The following is a 20,221-nucleotide window of genomic DNA, read 5'->3' on the forward strand; positions in this document are numbered from 1 at the left end:
AATGGCGGTATCTCGCGACCAGGCTACCCGCCCCAATTATCAAGCACTACATTAAGTTGATAGGAGACTAAAATATCTTGAAGGATGGCAGGATTGATCTAGCACATAGCCCCCTTTCTGGTGAGTTAAATCAATCACAGAACAAGCCTCTGGGTGCAGGATCGCAAGGCAACCAAGTGCCAGCTGGCTCGCCATCTGAAAGCCTCGGCTCGGGCAGTGACCCGGCACCAAACAGTGATGCGGCGCTGGAAGCCGAAATATCTGCGCGCGTTAGGGCTCGCGAAGCAGACAACCAAGCCAATAATGCATTTAACCCTAGCGTGAGGCGATTTAATAAGACCCCTAAAGCAAATAAAATCTTAAAGTATCTTCTTGCCGTGGTGATAACTATATCTATAGTTGCTAGCGCAGTGTTTGGAGCAATGTATTATATGAGTATTCGCAAGCCAACCCAGCCTGTGCCGGCAAACAACAAGCCCCAATCTGAAGAAAACTCATCACAGGATAATGCGGCAACTAATACCGATCCTAGCAAATATACTCCTGAACAGATCAAGGCAGTGTCGAAAAGCGAACTGTTTTTATCGTCCCTAAAGGCTCAAGAATACGACAAGGCCTTCGCCCAGCTGGCTCCAGAACTTAAAAAAGAGTACACCGATGGCATCGAGGGCTTTGCTAGTGACGCCAAGGGGGCAAACCTAAGCCTTATCGACGGTTGGCAGATCGCATCTGTGAGTACTAACGATTCAGGCGACCGAGTCGTGGTAAAGGGTACGCTTAGCTTTGCTCAATCCACACCTGATGGTAGTTTCGAATTCGGTTTCTACAAAGACGGCTCCGATTCTGTATTTCTTTTTCAGTGGCAGATAACCCCCGGGGCTTAGCTAGGTACCAGCCTAAGCCAGCTTATAGACAGCAGGGTGGGCTGTGGCTTAAAATAGCAGGATATGATAATCCAAACACTGGAATTAAAAATAAGCGAATCCGTCCGTATCTTGGTTTTGAGTGATATACATTTGATGCTGCCCACTACACCCGAGCTTGATTTGATTGAGAAATCATTAGTAGCAAGGATTGTCGACTTGTCCAAAAGCAAAGATGCGATATTAGTGCTTAACGGGGATATATTTGAGCTGTGGGAGCAGAAGGACCAAACTATCGCCGACATAATCGCTGGGTTCGAGGCCCTTGATGCTGCCATTAAGAACTTCAGTGGCGGAAGGGGGCACAGATTACTTTACTGCGTCGGTAATCATGATGAGCTTTTGGCCACCAGCGCAAATGATAGGGCGGTACTACTAAAGCAATGGGGTGCCGAGATAGCCAGCTCCATAGAGCTCAGACAGGGCCGTAGGCTTATCAGGATTGAACACGGCCATGAGCACGACCATTACAACAAGACGAGTCCAACAGGCGTGTCTTATGGCAAGAGGCTAGTTCAGCACACCCTTCCTATGCTTCAGCTATATGCCCCAACTTTATTTAAAGGTATCGGGGATGTTGTCGGTCGTGAACTTCTCCCGAGCTATGTTTTGAGCAATCTAGTGTACGGCCTAGTTGTGCCACTGCTAGTTCCACTCGTGCTGGGGTTGTCCATGGCGGCGGCACTGTATGAGCGAGACCCCAGATATTTGTTTTCAGCATTGGCTGTGCTTGTGGCGGCATGGCTAGCGACCTTACTTTTCGACAGAGTCTTGAGGCTATTAGCAGCTAGAGTTTTTGGGGGTGGGACACGATTCATGGATTCTATATTTGAATACCAGAAGCGTAATCGGTATGATGTTTTGATTTTAGGCCATACACATAGGGGAGCGGTCGTTAAGCGAGGCAAGTATTACTATGCCAATAGTGGCTGTAACGATATCATTGCAATTCCCAAAAATGGCTGGCTGGGGCTTGTAAAATTTAATCGCTTTGTGCAGATGAGCGATATCAGACTTAACAATAAGCAAAAAGAGTTCGTTAAATACCACGAAGATATTATAACTTTGCTAAAATAGGTGTATGCGTAAGTATCTAAAATCTGGAAAAATAATATTGTGGGCTGGCGCGATCGCCCTAGTCTATATGTTTGTGATCTTAGCGAGTGAAACCAGCCGTAACTATCAGCTTAGAAGTAAGGCCGACGAGCTAGATTCGCAGATTTCCAGGCTTGAAGGGCAGGTTGAAGATCTTGGCTATAAAATAACATATTATAAGACCGATTCATTCCGCGAAAAACTGGCTCGGGAAAAGCTAAATGTTGCTGGAGCCGGTGAGTCGGTCGTGATTATTAAAGATGATAAGCGCGACCGAGCCGAAGATTCGAGTCAGTCCAAGATAGAACTAAAGTCCGACGAACAGGTGCTTTCCGAAAAACCCAATTACCAGCAGTGGTCGATTTTTATTTTTGATAAATAAAATACCTCTAGATAAGTTTAGAGGTATTTTATGGTGGCTGGAGGAGGATTTGAACCTCCGACCTCAGGCTTATGAGTCCCGCGCTCTAACCAACTGAGCTACCCAGCCTAACTACCATTGATGAAAAAATCCTAAAAAAGACTGTTTTCAAGCTGTTATTATTACATATTGACCCTGTAATTTCAAGCTAGTAGGGGGCATATCGCCAAAGTAAAAACCCAACGCATAGGTTGGGTTTTTACTTTGGTAGCGGGGGCAGGATTTGAACCTGCGACCTCCAGGTTATGAGCCTGACGAGCTACCAGACTGCTCTACCCCGCGGCATTTTAGAGAATGGTAATTATTTTAGCCCAAATATAGCAATTGGTCAAGCTAGTTAAGCTGGTCGGGGCGTTTATTATATTGCCCATATCCTCTACAATAGAAGCATGCTAAGTAATTTACATAAACACTTGCAGGATCGTAAACTCCTACCCAAGCATAGCAAGATATTGGTAGCCGTTTCTGGTGGTGTCGATTCGGTTGTTTTACTCGATCTTATTAACGGCCTTAGAGCAGAATATGGCTGGAAGCTGGCTGTCGCTCACTATAACCACGGCATGAGGCCTGATGCTAGCCAGGATGCCATGCTTGTAGGGGAGCTAGCCGACAAGTACGGCATTCCTTATTATATGGGCAAGTATGAATATACTAATTTCACCGAAGCCACCCTGCGCAAGTATAGGTATGAGTTCTTAGAAGAAATTCGCCGTGACTTAGCCTTTGACTATATTATCACCGCCCACCATAATAACGACTTCATAGAAACTGCAATATTTAATACCATTAGAGGCTCAGATAGGGAGGGCATGGTGGCCTTGAAGCCAAGGAGAGGCTCGATTATTAGGCCACTCCTGCCGTTTTCTAAGGCAGAGATTATAGTTTATGCCGGCCTTAAGGGCCTTAAATATCGCGAGGATAGCACCAATAGCGACCTCGGGTATAGCCGTAATTTCGTACGCAATATCCTTATCCCTCACGGTAGTATTGCGTATCGTAATTTTCACCACAACATGAATCGCAGGCTATCTAGCCTTACGGACATTAACAGGAAGGTTAACCTTGGGCTGGGCCGAGTCGCCCGAACGCTGGTGGAATATGAAGATGATAAATCTCTGCAGATATCGGCTCAAAGGTTCGGCCAGCTACCATATTCTATCCAGAAAAGCCTACTCGTTTTCCTGGTGAAGCGACTTAGGCCTGTGCACGGTCTGTCCAGTGTTGGCGTAACCAAGGCTGTTAAATTTATAAACACATCCAAGACGGGCTCGCAAATGTCCCTGCCAGATGGCTTGCAACTAATTAATACCTATGATAAGTTTGTAATCACTTCAGATAAAAAAGACTTCTCCAGTGAAGCCGATGATAGCCTTCATATCTTCAGAACAGATAGGCCATTTCACAACAAGCTGTTTCGCCTTTCCATAAGCACTAAAGGCAGTGCAGGAACGAAGATCCCAGCGCGAAAATTATATGTTAGGTATAGGCAGGCAGGGGATAGGGTTAGGCCCATGGGCATGTCTGGCTCAAAGAAGCTCCAGGATGTTTTCGTGGATGCTAAAGTGCCTAGGCACCTGAGGGCTATTTGGCCAGTCGTCGTGACTGCTTCAAACGAAATCGTATGGGTCCCTAATGTAGTCAAGGATAGAAGATTTTTTGATGTATCAACCGATAATTATCAGTATTTAAATTGCGAGGTAGTATGAAAAAAGTTCCAAAAAATGTCTGGTATGCAGTTGCGGCTTTTGTAGTACTAGTGGTGCTTGTTTTGAGTATGGGCAATGGCTCTTTACTGACCAAGGCCCCAGAAGAAGTGCCTTTTAGCACTGTTCTAGATGAAACCAAGCAAGACAAGGTAGAAAAAATCCAAGTATCCGGTGATGAGATAATCGTTACACTTAAGGATGGAACAAAGCAAAAATCTTACAAGGAATCATTCAAGAGTCTTAGTGATTTTGGCGTGGACTATAACAAGGTAAAGGTAGAGGCTAAGAACCCAGACGCAGGCGGCGGCAGATGGCTGGACGTGCTACTAGCTATTATTCCTATTGTGCTAATAGCAGGATTCTTTTATGTCATTATGCGTCAAGCTCAAGGCAGTAATAGCCAGGCTATGAGCTTTGGCAAATCTAAGGCCAGGGTATTTGGTATGGAAAAAAACAAGGTTAAGTTCAAGGATGTTGCAGGCGTACAGGAGGCCAAGCTGGAACTAGAAGAGATAGTGGAATTCTTGAAGTTTCCGGCTAAGTTCGAAGCCTTAGGGGCCAAGATACCCAAAGGGGTCCTGCTTTTCGGACGCCCCGGCACAGGTAAGACCTTGCTGGCTCGAGCAGTAGCAGGAGAGGCCGATGTACCATTTTTTAGCATCTCTGGATCAGAGTTCGTGGAGATGTTTGTGGGTGTGGGGGCGAGTCGCGTAAGGGATCTATTTGCCCGCGCAAAAAAGAACTCCCCCTGTATTATATTTATAGACGAAATCGACGCAGTTGGTCGGCAGCGCGGAGCTGGAATGGGGGGCGGAAACGACGAAAGAGAACAGACTCTAAACCAAATCCTTGTAGAGATGGATGGGTTCGAGCAGGGCACGAATGTAATAGTAATTGCCGCTACTAACCGACCCGATGTATTAGACCCAGCCCTACTTCGACCAGGCAGATTTGACAGGAGAGTTACCCTAGATGTGCCAGACATGAAGTCTCGGCAGGAGATTTTGGAGGTTCATACCAGGAAAAAGCCACTAGAGAAAGGCATAGATTTCAAGGAAGTTGCTCGAAAGACCCCAGGCGTATCTGGTGCTGATTTGGCTAATATAGCTAATGAGGCAGCTATATTTGCAGCTCGCTCCAACCGTAAAAAGATATCCCTAGCCGACTTCCATGAAGCAGTCGAAAAGATAGCATTAGGGCCAGAGCGCAGAAGTCATATTTTGAGCGATAAGGAAAAGAAGGTGACTGCATATCATGAAGCTGGCCATGCACTTATTGGCTATTTGCTACCTAACTGCCACCCAGTACATAAGGTATCTATTGTTAGTAGAGGGATGGCAGGGGGTGTAACCTGGAGTCTTCCTATTGAAGACAAGCACCTTCATTCACTGGCTGATTTCAAGGATGATATCGCCATGTCGCTAGGTGGCCGAACAGCAGAGAAGATTGTCTTCGGCGAACAAAATATCACTACGGGAGCAGAGAGCGATCTTAAGCACGCCAATGGTCTTGCTAGGCGTATGGTGACAGAGTATGGCATGAGTAAGTCTTTGCAGAATAGATTTTTTGGGGACGATCAAGGCTCAATGTTCATGGGCCGAGCAATGCCACAAGAGCGAGGCTACTCCGAAGATATGGCGCGAAAGATAGATAGCGAAATAGAAAAAATCATTAATGAAGCAACCAAGCTTGCCGAATCGACTATATTAAAGTACCGAAGTGAGCTAGATATTATTGCCACCACCCTGCTTAAAAAGGAAACTATTGAAGGCAAGGACTTCGATAAGTTGCTAACATCGGTTAAGAACCAAATCAAAAAAGAGACCGCAGCAACCAAAAAACCTAAGAATAAGACCACCTAAGGAGCTAGTAGGACTATCTCGGACAATCTAACACAATCGAGCCAGCAAGGGGCTTGTTCGGCTATTGTAGGTTATATTGCACTCCCATCTGGTAGTATAATAAACTATCGTGAATAATTTATTAAACAAAATCAACAAATCGCGGACCATGGGAATGGCCGCATTTGTTATCTCGTTTTCTTATTTTCTGAGTAGGGTCCTGGGGCTTGTCAGGGATAGATTGCTAGCTAGTAATTTTGGAGTTAGCCCGCAAACCGATGCCTATACGGCAGCCTTTAAGATCCCCGACCTCCTATTCACGCTGATCGTTTCTGGGGCCTTTGCAGTATCCTTTATACCAGTATTTATTGGTTATCTGGAAAAAAAGCAAGAGCGAGAGGCTTGGGTGGTGGCCAACTCGGTACTAAACATACTTCTACTGACTGTGGGCTTTGCCAGCATCCTGGCCTTTATTTTCGCTAGCCCACTCGTAACACTCTTGACCCCAGGATTTGATACTTACAGGCACGATTTGACAGTTAATATTACCAGGATGATGCTTGCAGCACCGTTGTTTTTTGTGATATCGAGTGTGTTTGGAGCAATCCAGCAATCCTATAATCGTTTCTTGATTTACGCTATGTCGAGTGTGTTTTATAATTTCGGAATAATTATCGGTATCATATTCTTTAGTAGGTTCTTTGCAGGGGAGCCGATATATGGCGTAGCGATCGGCGTGGTCGCCGGAACCGCAATGCAGGCAGTATTACAATTTATTGGTGCATTTGGGTTAGGTTATAAATACAAGCTTACCATGCAGTATAAAAACAAGGGTGTGATTAAGATAATTAAGCTGATGATACCAAGATCATTAGATCTTGCAATAGATCAGATCAATTGGATAGTCCAGACAGCAATAGCTTCCAACCTAGCTTCAGGCAGTTTGTCATCATACTATTACGCCAATAACCTTAAAAATGTACCTGTGGCATTATTCGGCGCCGCAATGAGCACTGCTTTTTTCCCTTCTTTGGTAAGGGCCGCTGGGAACAAGGATAAATCTAAGCTGGCATCGGCTATTGTTAAGGACCTCAGCATCCTGATGTTTTTTGTAGTGCCATCAGCCTTTATCGCTATAGTGATGAGAGGCTACATAGTGCGCATTTTATTTGGCTTTAGCGATCAAGTCACCGCAGATACACTAGGCTTACTAGCTGGCTCAATAATTGCCACTAGTTTGTTTTTTATGGTAGCCAGAGTGTTCTATGCTTTGGAGGACACCAAAACTCCTCTGTTCGTTAGTTTGGCATCGATTATATTAAATGTATCTATCAGTATTCCACTCTCCAGGATGTATGGGGTCGCGGGCCTTGGGCTGGCGCTATCTATAACTGGTTTTGCTGAACTAATAATATTGCTGGCGCTACTAAGGCGCAAAATAGGCGATTATGGCCTATCTTCTATTTTTAAGTCAGCATTAAAAATAACTACAGCTTCCCTTGCTATGTCGACCCTGATGTATCTGATGGTGAGGTACTTGTTCCCGCTGAATAAATCCGATATTGGGTTCTCTCAGCTCGCACCGCAGTTTACCCTAATTTGTTTAATCGGCTTAATATTGTTTTATATTTCAGCCCGATCTCTGGGTGTTCCCGAAATACAGACCGTAACTAAGATTGTGCGTAAAAATATCAATAAGGTGGTGCATCGTGGATAAGATTAGGAATTTTTGCATTATAGCTCATATTGATCATGGCAAATCCACTTTGGCAGATCGCCTACTTGAGATTACAGGAACCGTAGCCAAACGCGACATGAAGGCCCAGCTACTCGACACTATGGAGCTGGAACGAGAAAAAGGAATAACCATCAAGCTGCAGCCTGCTCGCATGAATTGGAAGGGACACGAGTTAAATCTAATTGACACCCCTGGGCATGTTGATTTTAGCTATGAGGTAAGCCGATCGCTTGAGGCCGTCGAAGGAGCAATCCTAGTGGTGGATGCAAGCCAAGGTATACAAGCCCAGACCTTAGCAAATGTGTATATGGCTATTGAGGCTGGGTTACATATAATCCCGGTAATGAACAAAATCGATCTTCCTGCGGCTGAGCCAGAAAGGGTTGCGCAAGAAATTGGTAATCTTTTAGGGGTAGATCCACTGAGCGTTAGCAGTATATCTGCAAAGACCGGAGAGGGAGTAGATGATCTTCTCGACAGAATAATAAAAGATGTCCCGGCACCTACACACGAAGAAGGTCCAACCAGAGCTTTAATATTTGACTCAATCTATGATGGCTATCGAGGGGTAATACTCTATGTGCGAGTAGTTAGTGGTACTATTTTTACCAATTCCGAGATCACTCTGATGCAGTCTGAAAGCGATTCTCTGGCCTTGGAGGTTGGTCATTTATCGCCAGCTAGAGTCGAGGATCCCGAGATAGGCCCCGGTCAGATAGGATTTATCACCACCAATATTAAGTCGGTACAGTTCGCTAGGGTTGGAGACACTGTGACCTTGGCCGAGAATAGAGCAACCGAGCCTTTGCCGGGCTATAAAAAAGTTCAGCCTTTAATCTTTGCTAGCTTCTACCCAATTAGCCAAGAGGAGTTTCCTAAGCTCAAAGACTCGCTTGAAAAACTCTCGCTAAATGATGCCTCGCTATCCTATACTACTGAAAACTCAGCTGCCCTGGGTTTTGGCGTGAGGATCGGTTTTCTTGGGCTGCTGCACTTAGAGATAATTAAAGAGCGACTGGACAGGGAGTTTGATCTGGATCTAATCGTCACAAGTCCAAGTGTTAGCTATGAGGTTTCGTTGACCAACGGAAGCAAGGAGAGGGTCGAGCAAGCCAGTGCTCTGCCAGATGAATCCCAAATACTGAGCATTGCAGAACCTTGGGTAAGAGGGGAGATCGTAACTCCCTCGGAATATATTGGCCCTGTACTAGGGCTTATTATTGATGCTAGAGGCAAGCAGACCAAGCTCGAATACTTCGACCAATCGCGCGCCGTAATCGGTTTCGAAGCCCCATTGGCTGAAGTTATAACTGATTTTTATGATGTCCTTAAGAGCCAATCTTCTGGCTTCGCATCGCTGACCTATGAATGGGACAGATACGAAACTGGTGATCTTGTAAAAGTAGATATTCTGCTGGCGGGGGAGAAAGTTGATTCCCTCGGTGTAATTATTGCTCGAGCCAAAGCAGAAAACTATGGCCGAGATCTTTGCGAAAGATTAAAAAAGTTGATCCCCCGTCAAAATTTTGAAGTGGCCGTGCAGGCCGCAATTGGAGCAAAATTCATCGCCCGCGAAACAATCTCGGCAGTCCGAAAGGATGTCACGGCAAAGCTCTACGGAGGCGATATTAGCCGCAAAAAGAAGCTTTTACAAAAGCAGAAGAAGGGTAAGGCCCGCATGAAACAAATAGGCAAGGTTTCTATACCATCTAGTGTTTTTATGGACCTTATTAAGAAAGCTTAATTGCGATAGAGGCTGAACTCTTTTATAATTACTAATCAAAGGAGGTATAAATGGAAGATCAAAACTTAGACAATACTACTGAAACAAACATAGCCGAGCGAAAGGTCGATAAGAAAACAGTGATCACACTCGTGGTTTTATTGGTGCTAGTTGTAATGGGTGGAGTTGGGTCGTGGTTTTGGCAACAGAGAATTATCAATTCCCAGAAGGCTAGTTCCCAAAAACAAATAGATGATCTTAGCGCAGAACTGAAAGCTGTACAGGCAGAGCAAGCCAACGACACTAAAAAAGACCAAGTGCTGGCCGAGGTGGATCAAAAAGCCATAACAGATCAAGTTCAGGCTATCTATAAGTACTGGATAGATAATAAGGACAAAGATATTAATTATCTATTAAAAAATAATCTTATTACGCCTGCACTTGTGGAGCAATATAACTCTGGCTTGTCTTACGACCTAATATCGTGTAGCCAAAACACATTAGACAAATCTAGCGACTATACCTTTAGCCTGCCCACAATTACATCCCCAACCTCCGCTTCGATGCAAATAAGCGGTGAGTACCCGGGCGCAGGTACCCCATCTACACTCATAATAAATCTCGATATGAAAAAGGATAGCCAAGTATGGAAGCTTAATAAGGTCTCTTGCCCCAAAAGCTAGAAAAACAGAATAAATTATTTCTTATTAGCACTCTTGACATTAGAGTGCTAATTTATTATTATGGTTATACATTAGCACTCTAATGTGTTGACTGCCAATAGTACAAGTACTATTATTAACATTATGACAGATAGACAAAGCAGCATCCTAGCCGAAATAGTAAGGCTTTACGCTGATAGTGCCGAACCAGTTAGTTCCCGTGAGCTGGCCAGCCACTTCGGCCTTAGTTCTGCTACGCTTCGATCTGATATGTCGACGCTAGAGGATTCGGGGTATATTTACCAGCCTCATGTGTCTTCTGGGCGTGTTCCCACCGACGCCGGCTATCGACATTTTGTAAATGAAATAGCCGATCGGCCAGCTATCAGTGGCCGTAGCATGCAGACCATATCTAAGCGGGTTGATAGCTTCAAGGACCGCACCGATGGTGCAATCAAGATCGCCGCCGAGACGCTAAGCGATATGACAGGAAATATGACCTTTGCTACACTTAGCGATTCAGTTTATTTTCACGGCATGAACCAGCTTTTTAGCCAGCCAGAATTTACCGATATAGCCCAGGTTAGCCAGGCCGCCAAATTACTTGATTCTATGCAAACCTGGCTAGCTAGTGCTGATATAGAGAACATGCAGGTATATATAGGACAAGAGAACCCCATAACCCGTAGCAGTGGCCTAACTATGGTCCTCAATCGGTTCAGAAGCCCCTATTCGGATCGAAGCTACATCGGTATCGTCGGCCCCACCAGGCAGAGTTACGAGAAAGTTCTTGACTTAGTAGAGGGCACTAGCAGAGCCCTGCAGGAAGTATTTAGCGAGTAAAGGAAGGCAATATTATGACAAAGCAAAACCCAAGCCCAAAGCCTAAAAAATCCAAGACCAAGCTAACAGTTGATTATAGACTGCGATCAGTGGAGCTGACAGAGGCTCTCCAGAGGCTCCAAGCCGAGTTCGAAAACTACAAAAAACGACAGCAGGAGGAGCAGGCTAGCACTATGTCCAGGGCAAAAGAATCCGTGCTCAATGAGCTACTTCCAGCTCTAGATAACTTTGACCTTGCATCGTCACATTTGCCAAAAGAGCTGGAGTCCAACTCTTGGGCGCAAGGTATGCAATATATTGGCCAGCAGCTCACCCAAAAGCTAGATGATCTAGGGGTTATAAAGCTTAATCCTATTAGTGAGCAATTTGATCATAATATCCACGAAGCAATCGACCATGTCCAATCTGATAAACCGGAGGGGATCATAACCGATGTGCTCACTCCGGGCTACCAGATTGGAGAAAGAGTCGTCCGCCCGGCTCGTGTAAAAGTAAGTGGCGGAAATACTAAAGCTAGTAATTAAATAGTAAAAAATAACTTAAATTAGGAGTAACTATGGGAAAAATAATTGGAATCGACTTAGGTACAACAAACTCGGCAATGGCCGTAATGGAAGGTGGGGAATCAACGATAATAGCTAACGCTGAGGGTGGCAGGACTACTCCTAGTATCGTGGCGGTTAATAAGAATGGTGAACGGCTCGTTGGCCAGACAGCCAAACGCCAGGCTGTAGTTAACCCAGACAACACCATATTTAGCGTAAAGAGGTTGGTCGGGCGATCAATAGACGACCCCGAGGTTAAGCGTGATATAGACCTTATGCCATACCAGATTATCAAGGCCGATGGGCATGTTAAGGTTAAGATGTCCGATAAGGACTACACCCCAGAAGAAGTCTCAGCCATGATCCTAAGTAAGCTCAAAGCAGATGCCGAGAAGTTCCTCGGCCAGCCTGTTACGGAGGCAGTCATTACTGTGCCAGCCTACTTCAATGATGCTCAGCGCCAAGCGACTAAAGATGCTGGAAAGATTGCTGGGCTTGAAGTAAAGCGTATTATCAACGAGCCAACCGCAGCAGCCCTTGCCTACGGACTCGATAAAAAGAAGGAAGAAAAGGTTGTTGTTTATGATCTCGGTGGCGGCACATTTGATGTGTCGGTTTTAGAGCTCGGCGATGGGGTATTTGAAGTTAAGAGCACAAATGGTGATACCCACCTTGGTGGTGATGATTTTGATGTTGTGATTATTAACTATCTCATTGATGAGTTCAAAAAAGATCAAGGGATTGATCTTAAGGCCGATAAAGCTGCTATGCAAAGGCTCAAAGAGGCCGCAGAAAAGGCTAAGATAGAGCTGTCAGCAACCAACGAGACTAGTGTTAATATCCCATTTATTACGGCCGATGCGGAAGGGCCAAAGCACTTAGACATGTCGCTCACAAGAGCTGATTTCGAGAAATTGGTGATTGAATTGGTTGATAAAACCTTAAAGCCATGCGAGGCAGCACTTAAAGATGCTAAGGTCAGCAAGCAAGAGATTAACGAAATAATACTGGTCGGAGGAATGACCAGAATGCCACTAGTACAAAAGAAAGTAGAAGAGTTTTTTGGTAAGAAGCCCCTTCAAGGCGTTAACCCAGATGAAGTAGTAGCAACGGGCGCTGCTATTCAGGGTGGCGTACTTGGCGGCGATGTAAAAGATGTACTGCTTCTAGATGTTACCCCACTTAGCCTTGGCCTGGAGACACTCGGTGGCGTCAGCACTAAGCTTATTGAGCGCAATACCACTGTCCCTACTAGTAAAAGCCAAGTCTTTAGCACAGCCGCAGACAACCAGACTAGTGTAGAGATAAATGTTCTTCAAGGCGACAGGGAGATGGCTGGTGATAATAAGTCCCTAGGTAGATTCGTTCTGGATGGCATACCTCCATCACCTAGAGGCGTACCACAAATCGAAGTGAGCTTTAATATCGATGCCAATGGTATCGTTAATGTATCGGCTAAGGATAAGGCTACTGGTAAAGAACAAAAGATAACTATCACTGGTGGTGGCAGCTTGAGCGATGAGGACATTAAGAAAATGCAGGAAGACGCCGAAACTCATGCAGAAGAAGATAAGAAGAAGAAAGATCTTGTAGAGGCCCGAAATCAAGCAGATACGCTAATATACACAGCCGAAAAAACACTTGTAGATGCTGGCGATAAGGTAAATGAAGAGGATAAAAAGGCTATCACCGATGCCGTATCTGATTTGAAGGAAAAAAAGGACTCAGATGATGTCGAAGAACTTAAGAAAATCACCGAGGATCTTAGCACCAAGCTCATGAAGGTCGGCGAAGAGATGTATAAGCAGGAAGCCGCAGACGCTAAGTCTAAGGAAGCAGAGGGAAAAGATACTGAAAAGGACAACGAAGATAGTCCTGCAGAAGAGGGTGAGATAGTTGACGATAAAAAGGATCAAGACAAAGAGCAAGACAGCAAGAAAGACCAGGCCTAGCCTTCTTAGGCTAATATAGACGCCAATGAACAAGCGTGATTACTATGAAGTACTTGGTGTAAGTAAGACAGCCACCCAAGAGGAAATTAAAAAAGCCTTTAGGAAAAAGGCAGTTGAGCTCCATCCTGACAGAGGTGGTGATGAGACTAAATTCAAAGAAGCTAATGAAGCCTACGAAGTACTCAAAGATACCTCCAAAAGACAAGCCTACGATCAGATGGGCCATGCCGCAGGCGCCGACCAGGCCGGGGGCGGTAACCCTTATTCTGGCTTCCAGGGCGGTCAAGGATTCGACCCCAATGAAATTAGATTTGATTTTGGCGGTGGCGCAGGTGGGGGTGGCCTAAATGACATATTTGATATGTTTTTCAGAGGAGGCAATGGCAACCAAACAAGAGATGTCGAGCTGTCATTGACGATAGACTTCAAAGAAGCAATTAGCGGTGCCACAAAAGAGCTCAGCCTCAGGGTTGCGGACAATAAAAATGGCGGTCGCAAACAGGAGAATATAAAAATCAAAATACCTGCAGGCATAGACACCGGCCAAGCTATTAAGCTAGAAGGTAAAGGGGAAATAAACCAACAAGGTATGCGTGGAGATTTGTATGTAAGATTTCTAGTTAGGCCCGATAGTAGGTTTGAGCGCGATGGCGATAACATTTTATCCAAGATAAAAATAGATATGGTTCAGGCCGCACTTGGAGTAGATTATCCGATCGAGACTATATGGGGGGATGTGAAGCTTAAAATACCTGCCGGTACTCAGCCGAATAAGATATTTAAGCTCACTGGCAAAGGGATGCCACTTATAAACTCAGAGCGCAAGGGAGATCATATAGTCATAGCTGAAGTGTCGATACCAACTAAGCTCAGCAGTAAGCAGAAAAGTATTCTCCAGGAATTAGCCAAAGCATCAAGCAAACATCGTTTTTGGTAGCCTTACAATATCCTGGCCGTAGGTCTATAATAAGCTTATGAACATTGGTTTTGATATTATATTTTTGTCCTTGGTAGCAGTGTCAACTGGTGCAGGATTCCTGATTGGCGACGAAAGGTCACAGCGCATGGCGGTAGGGGTTGTGATAGGTACACTAGCTGCACTGGAGTTTGCTAAGCCGATCACAGAACTGACAGCTAGCAAACTAGACTTCATTAGCCCAGCCATAGTGGCAATCTGCCTATTGGTACTGTCTGTGGCGGCCTGCCTAATAGGCAAAAATGTCCGCGACCCAAAGTGGCCAAAAAATAAGATCAAAGCCCTTGTATCTGGGTTTGTATCTAGCCTTGTAGCTGCTGGAGTAATAATATCTAGCCTCGAACCTTCGGTCAGGGAAAAGCTGGTGACTGATTATAACCTAGCGGCGCTAGCTTACGACTTAAGGCTTATCACTCTTGCGGCTCTGATAATATCGATAATAGTGGGGTATCTGGCCATCGGCAAGGCAAAAAAGTAGTTGACTAGAAGGTGTTTTGATCTGTATTATTGCTAGGTTAATTAATAAACTATATTTTATACTTATTTTGAACTAGAATTATAGATGAGTATTAAAAAGAAAGGCCAAGATGAAGATAATAGTATTAGCCCGGCCTAATCGCAAAAACGGAGCCGAACGACTACTAGAAGCTGCTACCAAGCGAGGCCATGATGCCCGAATAGTGAATTACACTAAGTGCTACTGTAATGTCGTAAAGAGCAAGCCACAGGTATATTACGAAGGCAAGCCGCTAGAGGGAATTGATGCAATCATACCTAGAATTTCGATAGCCAGCCAGGCATATGGTAGTGCAATAATTAGGCAGTTTGAGATGATGAATGTATTCTCTACGACAGGTTCACTTGCCTTCATTAGAACCAGAGATAAATTACGAAGCATGCAACTTTTAGCAAGGCACGATATCGATATCCCCAAGACAGTTGTTGCCAATAACACAGATGCGCTCGACGAGCTTATTGCGATGGTTGGCGGCGCACCCTTAATTGTCAAAGTTGCCAGGGGAAGCCAAGGAATGGGGGTTATGCTAGCTGAAACTCGCAGTGCAGCCAAAGCGATAATCCAGGCGTTTTATTCCCAGAATGTAAATATTTTGGTTCAAGAATTCATTAAAGAATCTAATGGTAGCGATGTCAGAGCTTTTGTTGTCGATGGCAAAATAGTCGCAGCCATGAAGCGACAGGGCCCAGAGGGCGAGTTTAGATCTAACATACATTTGGGCGGCGAGGGTGTACCTATAAAACTAACTAGGGCAGAGAGGCTCATATCCTTAGGCGCTGCCAAGGCTATGAATCTTAACATCGCCGGCGTGGATCTTTTACAGTCAGAGCGAGGCCCCTTGGTAATGGAGGTCAACGCATTTCCGATGTTTGGCGAAATAGAATCAGTTACTAGCCAGGATATTGCAGGGGAGATAATTGAGCATGTCGAAGACCATGTGCCTCGCAAAAGGAAGAGAGATAGAGTAGGGGCTTAAACGCTGCGGCTGGGCCAATTAACTATTCAATACTCCACCCTACAACGGCTAATATAGTTAGGTTAAAAAATTGAAGTTACTACTTATAAATAATAATACATACTACAAGAATAGGCTTAAAGACCTACTCATTAAGCATGAGCTGGATATCATAGATTATGATGAATTGGCTGGGTTTGACTTACAAAAATACGATATAGTAGTGTTGTCTGGCGGCGGGATAAAGGTTGAGGGTAAAAAGCGATCTCTCAAGAGATTTAGCCACCTTTACGAAGATCAAATTGAGCTGGTCAGAGAATCCAATAAGCCAGTTGTCGGGATTTGTTTAGGATGCCAGATCATTGGCCACAGTTATGGGGCAGAGCTGCATAGGTTTTTTACCACTCGGCGCAAGGGTTTATTCCCTATAGTAGCCATTAAGAAAAATAAGCTCATGGCTGGCAAAGATGAAGCTATGGTTTTCCAATCTAATCGCTGGATGATTACTGAATTACCCGAGGAACTAATCTGTATAGCCGCCTCCAACGAAGGCGCTGAAATAATCAAACACAAAACAAAACCCATCTATGGCGTCCAGTTCCACCCTGAGAGAGAGAAGCCAGGTGGCGAGGGGCGTAAAATATTTAATAGAATTCTCAAACAAATTTACGATGAAGAGGTTTCTTGAATTCAGCGCTTAGATGGTAGAAGTTATAAATTATCTTCTCAGCAACTTCAGGGTTATACCTCGGAGGCATATCTATGTTCGTGAACCATCTGAATGGCACTCGGTGTTTTAGCCAGCTATTGACCTTAAGTGTGCCCCGATGCGCAGTATATTCCGGGTGGAATTGCACGCCAAATATTGGCTTATATTTATGCTCATAAGCCTGGATATTTTTACCATTAGATAGAGCAGTTAATCTAAGTTCTGGGGGTAGATGAACTACATTTGAAGTGTGGCTCTCGAAAGCATAGAACTTTTTCGGGATATTCCTGAACAGTCGAGATGGGCTAGTCTGGTATATTTTAGTCCACCCAATCTCGGGGTTTTCATAGTGTTCGATGCTAGTAAAATCTGAGAGAGCCGCGACAATAGCTTGAAAGCCAAAGCATATACCTAGGATTGGTATGCCTTCTCTTTCGGCCTTTTGTATCAATGGCTTTAGCCTAGAGTATATTATGCTACTTTCGTCGACGCTGCTGCCCGAACCAGTCAGGATTATATGACTATAGCGGTCTAGCTGCTGAGGTAGTGGCCCTTCAATACTATGCAGTACGCTGGTCTTGGCACTGAAGTGCCTATGGAATTGACTGCACTTAATACACTTGTGTTTAAAGGAGTTATCAACAATGAGGATTTTTTTATTCATACATAACAATTATAGCAAGTATATTTGGCAAACACAGATTTAAGTTAGCTCGGGCTAACACTTGATTTGTATGCTCGAGAGAAGTATACTCGTTTAAATTTGTATTCTGCAAGTTTGTACCTTCAGGAGGTTAACATGATTTTTGCAAGTTATGTAGATTTGAGCTTAGACAGTGCATATCGACGCCTAGGCATCCAAGAGCCAAGCTTTGGAAACCCAAGGATTAAGATTTTAAACAACTGTAAAATTGATCGCTGGAAGTTTGTTTATTCTAGGCCGCCAGGCCTCGAGCAACAGCAGGCCACAGCCGACATCAAACCAAGCCTTGAGGACTCACTAATGGTTATGGTTATGGATATTCCCAGCACGCTTATCGATAGGCTCTGCCTTGCTAATGGGGTTTACTCTGGCTTGCGACGCTTCGATAGCGTTTATACCGAGAGTGAAGATATAGCAGTATTGCGTTTTTGCAAGCCAATCGCCTTAAAGCCATCTGTTACCTATGTAGCTAACCTGGTGGCAAATCTTTTAGAGGCTGGGATAACCCCGAGCTATGTAGAGACCATTATTTCTAATGCTGGTTTCGATAAATCCGACATAGAAACAATGTTTTCCGAAACCAACTACAAAGATACTGCCGAGTCTGGTAGTTTTATGCGCGAATGGGCGCTCAAAAATCTGTGCTAATTCTTTAGCCCAGCCAAATCACCTTGGCTGGGCTAAAAAAATATTATAATTTAGTAGGTTTTAAAAAAATACCCAGCCTGAGTATCGGCGTAACAGATATCAAAGGTGCCTTTGGGGGCCTGAGACTCTGGGAGATAAAATTCAACCTCTTTTCCAGAGTTTAACCTAGGGACTAAAACGCAGTCTTTCCCAGTAATCTTGGTAGGCCCGGGCACCTTACCGTTACCCGTGGCGTTTATAGTGAAGCTCTTACCTGACTTATCTAGCACTACTATTTGGTATTGGCCAAATGATGTTCGGGATAAATCGTACCTTGCACTAACAACTTTGCCTTTTATGCTAGGCTTCTTTGAAAGTAATAGTATGGCAGAGATTATACCTACTATTAAAATTAAGCTCGCAGCTGCGATGAAAAATATTTTTTTATTCATAATCTATATTATAGCAAAGTCTGACACCACATGCTCGTAGTCGCCGCCCTACCTTTTGGCTCAAGATAAACTAAGGTCTTTTGTGGTATAGCGCCAGTAAGCAATGATAAGTAAGACCATACTCAGCCCAAAGAGAGCCAGCATATACCAAATATCTGCACTACTAAACTTATATCCTGCAGTAGTAGCTTCAAATACAAAAGTAGGAGCAAGGTATTTTAGTTTTTCTTGTTGGGGCTGTATTTGTGCATACACCCCAACTAGGAAGCTGATAAAGAAGGCCGCAACTACCACCATATTTCTTTTTGATGTTCGCCTAGATATCGCAGTTAGTGAAAATGCTAAAGTGCCAAAGAATAGGTAAACCAAAAATGTCTTGATTGTAAGCCTTGTTAGCTCATATATAAATGGGCTACCATCTTTATTGAGCGCAGGTATTAATATGCAGCCGACGATAAATAAACCCAGTGTAATTAATATAATGAATGTAACCAGAGCTTTGTATTTGGCCAGAATAATGGAGCTTTTCATTATTGGCTTAGTCGCAAGATAGTCTATATGATTTTCATTATTTTCTTTGGCCAAAATGTTGGAGCCAAGATTTATCGAATATATAATTATCGCTATAACAAAAAATTGGCTCATATAGCTAAAAAAGAAGAATATGTCTTGAAAGCTAACACCCGTGATGCCGCCGAGCCCAAAGGCAGCACCAAATCCCTTGGGTAGTGCATTAATTTTTGCATTTACTAGTTCAAGGTAGTCTGACGATTTGAAAGAGGGGAAGGTGAGCATGAACAAGGTCATTATGATTAAGATAGCTGCCAACCAAACTAAAAATGGCTTATAGTTTTGCTTTATTTCAAATTTATATAGGTTCCAGTAGCTTTTCTGGCTTTGTCTCATTGGGCTGCTCCTTCGTAGTATTCATCGAATATATCTTCGAGCTTAACATCTGAAATTCTTAAATATTCCAGCTTATATTTAGATAGGTAATAGATGAGTTCATTGACATTGCCTTTATAGGCAAAGGTGATGGCGCCGGTGCCTATCGAGCCATGTTTAATATTGTGCTTTTGAAGGAACCCAGGGTTGAGCTTTTGTTTTGTTTTGATAGTGATTTGTACGCCATTAGCATCGATTATCTTTTTGACATTGTCCTTTTTAATAATTTTCCCCTCACGGATAATAGCGATATTCTTACAATATGTTTGGACTTCTTCTAGGTTGTGACTAGAGAAAAATATAGTCGTGCCCAGCTTGTTTAGTCTTATAAGTTCAGCAAATAGAGCCTTTTGCATTATAGGATCTAGACTATTGGAGACTTCATCGAAGACAAGTAGCTTGGGTTTGTTCATCAGTGCGCAAACTATCGATACTTTCTTTTTGTTGCCAAGAGAAAGTTCAGATATTTTTTTTCTATCATCTACAAGGAACATTGTTTTGAGTTCATTAAGATAGCCCTGATCTATCTCATCGAAAAATCTACCAAAATAGTTTATTTGATCTTTAACCCTCAGGTTTTCGTACAGATTGGCTTCGCCCGGAACATAACCGATGTTCGCCTGAAATTTATTTTGTTTAATATCTTTACCGAATAACTTAATTTCCCCATCGTATGGGTTTAGCAGATTAAGCATAGTTTTTATAGTGGTAGTTTTTCCGGCACCATTAGGTCCGATGAAACCAAAGAAATCTCCATAGCTGATATCCAGATTAATATTATCTACGGCGGTTAGTTTGCCGTATTTCTTGCTGAATTGATTGATGCTGATAGCTTTCATATTTATTAACCTTAAGTATTATATTAACATGCCAGGGTAGTTAAAATAA

20 protein-coding genes and 2 tRNA genes are annotated in these 20,221 nt (G+C 43.8%); 16 read left to right on the forward strand and 6 right to left on the reverse strand.

The features are described 5' to 3' along the window. Positions 1 to 77: 77 nt before the first annotated feature. The 3 genes from NT111_01795 to NT111_01805 all read left to right on the forward strand — a co-directional run bounded on the left by NT111_01795 (position 78) and on the right by NT111_01805 (position 2,400). Positions 78 to 884 (forward strand): hypothetical protein, encoded by an 807-nt coding sequence (locus NT111_01795; GenBank protein MCX6804731.1) that lies wholly within the window; start codon positions 78 to 80, stop codon positions 882 to 884. Between the two features lie 63 nt (positions 885 to 947). Further along, positions 948 to 2,000, forward strand: a complete 1,053-nt coding sequence (locus NT111_01800; protein MCX6804732.1) for a hypothetical protein — start codon at positions 948 to 950, stop codon at positions 1,998 to 2,000. 4 nt (positions 2,001 to 2,004) lie between these two features. Next, complete coding sequence (locus NT111_01805) at positions 2,005 to 2,400, forward strand: septum formation initiator family protein (protein ID MCX6804733.1); 396 nt, start codon at positions 2,005 to 2,007, stop codon at positions 2,398 to 2,400. A 31-nt stretch (positions 2,401 to 2,431) separates the two neighbouring features. Here the strand turns inward: NT111_01805 and NT111_01810 are convergent. Continuing rightward, positions 2,432 to 2,508: transfer RNA gene (locus NT111_01810), tRNA-Met, on the reverse strand. Between the two features lie 136 nt (positions 2,509 to 2,644). Further along, positions 2,645 to 2,721, reverse strand: a tRNA-Met gene (locus NT111_01815). Between the two features lie 107 nt (positions 2,722 to 2,828). Here NT111_01815 and tilS point away from each other — a divergent pair. The 12 genes from tilS to NT111_01875 all read left to right on the forward strand — a co-directional run bounded on the left by tilS (position 2,829) and on the right by NT111_01875 (position 16,585). Then, positions 2,829 to 4,145, forward strand: coding sequence for a tRNA lysidine(34) synthetase TilS (gene tilS / locus NT111_01820; GenBank protein ID MCX6804734.1), 1,317 nt, complete (start codon positions 2,829 to 2,831; stop codon positions 4,143 to 4,145). Further along, positions 4,142 to 6,007 carry an ATP-dependent zinc metalloprotease FtsH gene (ftsH, locus tag NT111_01825; GenBank protein MCX6804735.1) on the forward strand — a complete coding sequence of 622 codons (1,866 nt, stop codon included), beginning with the start codon at positions 4,142 to 4,144 and terminating at the stop codon, positions 6,005 to 6,007. The genes tilS and ftsH overlap by 4 nt, the downstream gene beginning before the upstream one ends. 109 nt (positions 6,008 to 6,116) lie before the next feature. Continuing rightward, positions 6,117 to 7,703 carry a murein biosynthesis integral membrane protein MurJ gene (gene murJ, locus NT111_01830; GenBank protein ID MCX6804736.1) on the forward strand — a complete coding sequence of 529 codons (1,587 nt, stop codon included), beginning with the start codon at positions 6,117 to 6,119 and terminating at the stop codon, positions 7,701 to 7,703. Next, the gene (gene lepA / locus NT111_01835; protein ID MCX6804737.1) at positions 7,696 to 9,468 is read left to right on the forward strand and encodes a translation elongation factor 4; all 1,773 of its coding nucleotides are present in this window, start codon (positions 7,696 to 7,698) and stop codon (positions 9,466 to 9,468) included. Before murJ ends, lepA begins: the two co-directional genes overlap by 8 nt. Positions 9,469 to 9,518: 50 nt before the next feature. Continuing rightward, the gene (locus tag NT111_01840) at positions 9,519 to 10,130 is read left to right on the forward strand and encodes a hypothetical protein (protein MCX6804738.1); all 612 of its coding nucleotides are present in this window, start codon (positions 9,519 to 9,521) and stop codon (positions 10,128 to 10,130) included. Positions 10,131 to 10,253: 123 nt separating this feature from the next. Continuing rightward, on the forward strand, positions 10,254 to 10,952 hold the full coding sequence (locus tag NT111_01845; GenBank protein MCX6804739.1) for an HTH domain-containing protein: 699 nt from the start codon (positions 10,254 to 10,256) through the stop codon (positions 10,950 to 10,952). 14 nt (positions 10,953 to 10,966) lie between these two features. After that, complete coding sequence (locus NT111_01850; protein ID MCX6804740.1) at positions 10,967 to 11,476, forward strand: nucleotide exchange factor GrpE; 510 nt, start codon at positions 10,967 to 10,969, stop codon at positions 11,474 to 11,476. A gap of 32 nt (positions 11,477 to 11,508) precedes the next feature. Continuing rightward, complete coding sequence (gene dnaK / locus NT111_01855) at positions 11,509 to 13,449, forward strand: molecular chaperone DnaK (protein MCX6804741.1); 1,941 nt, start codon at positions 11,509 to 11,511, stop codon at positions 13,447 to 13,449. 25 nt (positions 13,450 to 13,474) lie between these two features. Next, on the forward strand, positions 13,475 to 14,386 hold the full coding sequence (locus tag NT111_01860; protein MCX6804742.1) for a J domain-containing protein: 912 nt from the start codon (positions 13,475 to 13,477) through the stop codon (positions 14,384 to 14,386). 37 nt (positions 14,387 to 14,423) lie between these two features. After that, positions 14,424 to 14,903, forward strand: a complete 480-nt coding sequence (locus NT111_01865; GenBank protein ID MCX6804743.1) for a hypothetical protein — start codon at positions 14,424 to 14,426, stop codon at positions 14,901 to 14,903. 109 nt (positions 14,904 to 15,012) lie between these two features. After that, complete coding sequence (locus NT111_01870; protein MCX6804744.1) at positions 15,013 to 15,918, forward strand: RimK family alpha-L-glutamate ligase; 906 nt, start codon at positions 15,013 to 15,015, stop codon at positions 15,916 to 15,918. A gap of 70 nt (positions 15,919 to 15,988) precedes the next feature. After that, a complete protein-coding gene (locus tag NT111_01875) occupies positions 15,989 to 16,585 on the forward strand; it encodes a gamma-glutamyl-gamma-aminobutyrate hydrolase family protein (GenBank protein ID MCX6804745.1) in 597 nt (198 codons plus the stop codon). Here NT111_01875 and NT111_01880 read toward each other — a convergent pair. Beyond that, positions 16,554 to 17,270, reverse strand: coding sequence for a gamma-glutamyl-gamma-aminobutyrate hydrolase family protein (locus NT111_01880; GenBank protein ID MCX6804746.1), 717 nt, complete (start codon positions 17,268 to 17,270; stop codon positions 16,554 to 16,556). The two genes, NT111_01875 and NT111_01880, sit on opposite strands and share 32 nt — an antisense overlap. 135 nt (positions 17,271 to 17,405) lie before the next feature. Between NT111_01880 and NT111_01885 the strand changes: the two genes are divergently transcribed. Continuing rightward, on the forward strand, positions 17,406 to 17,957 hold the full coding sequence (locus NT111_01885) for a hypothetical protein (GenBank protein MCX6804747.1): 552 nt from the start codon (positions 17,406 to 17,408) through the stop codon (positions 17,955 to 17,957). 50 nt (positions 17,958 to 18,007) lie between these two features. Here the strand turns inward: NT111_01885 and NT111_01890 are convergent, their stop codons facing one another. The 3 genes from NT111_01890 to NT111_01900 are packed head-to-tail and all read right to left on the reverse strand — an operon-like array spanning position 18,008 to position 20,172. After that, positions 18,008 to 18,388: a hypothetical protein gene (locus tag NT111_01890; protein MCX6804748.1), complete on the reverse strand. Its 381-nt coding sequence runs from the start codon at positions 18,386 to 18,388 to the stop codon at positions 18,008 to 18,010. 60 nt (positions 18,389 to 18,448) lie between these two features. Continuing rightward, entirely contained in the window at positions 18,449 to 19,294 is an 846-nt protein-coding gene (locus tag NT111_01895; protein ID MCX6804749.1) for an ABC transporter permease subunit, read from the reverse strand. Next, positions 19,291 to 20,172: an ABC transporter ATP-binding protein gene (locus NT111_01900; GenBank protein ID MCX6804750.1), complete on the reverse strand. Its 882-nt coding sequence runs from the start codon at positions 20,170 to 20,172 to the stop codon at positions 19,291 to 19,293. Before NT111_01900 ends, NT111_01895 begins: the two co-directional genes overlap by 4 nt. Positions 20,173 to 20,221 lie beyond the last annotated feature (49 nt).

This window comes from Patescibacteria group bacterium, from assembly GCA_026397045.1.
In the GTDB taxonomy this organism is placed as follows: Bacteria; Patescibacteriota; Saccharimonadia; order CAILAD01; family BJGX01; genus JAPLVO01.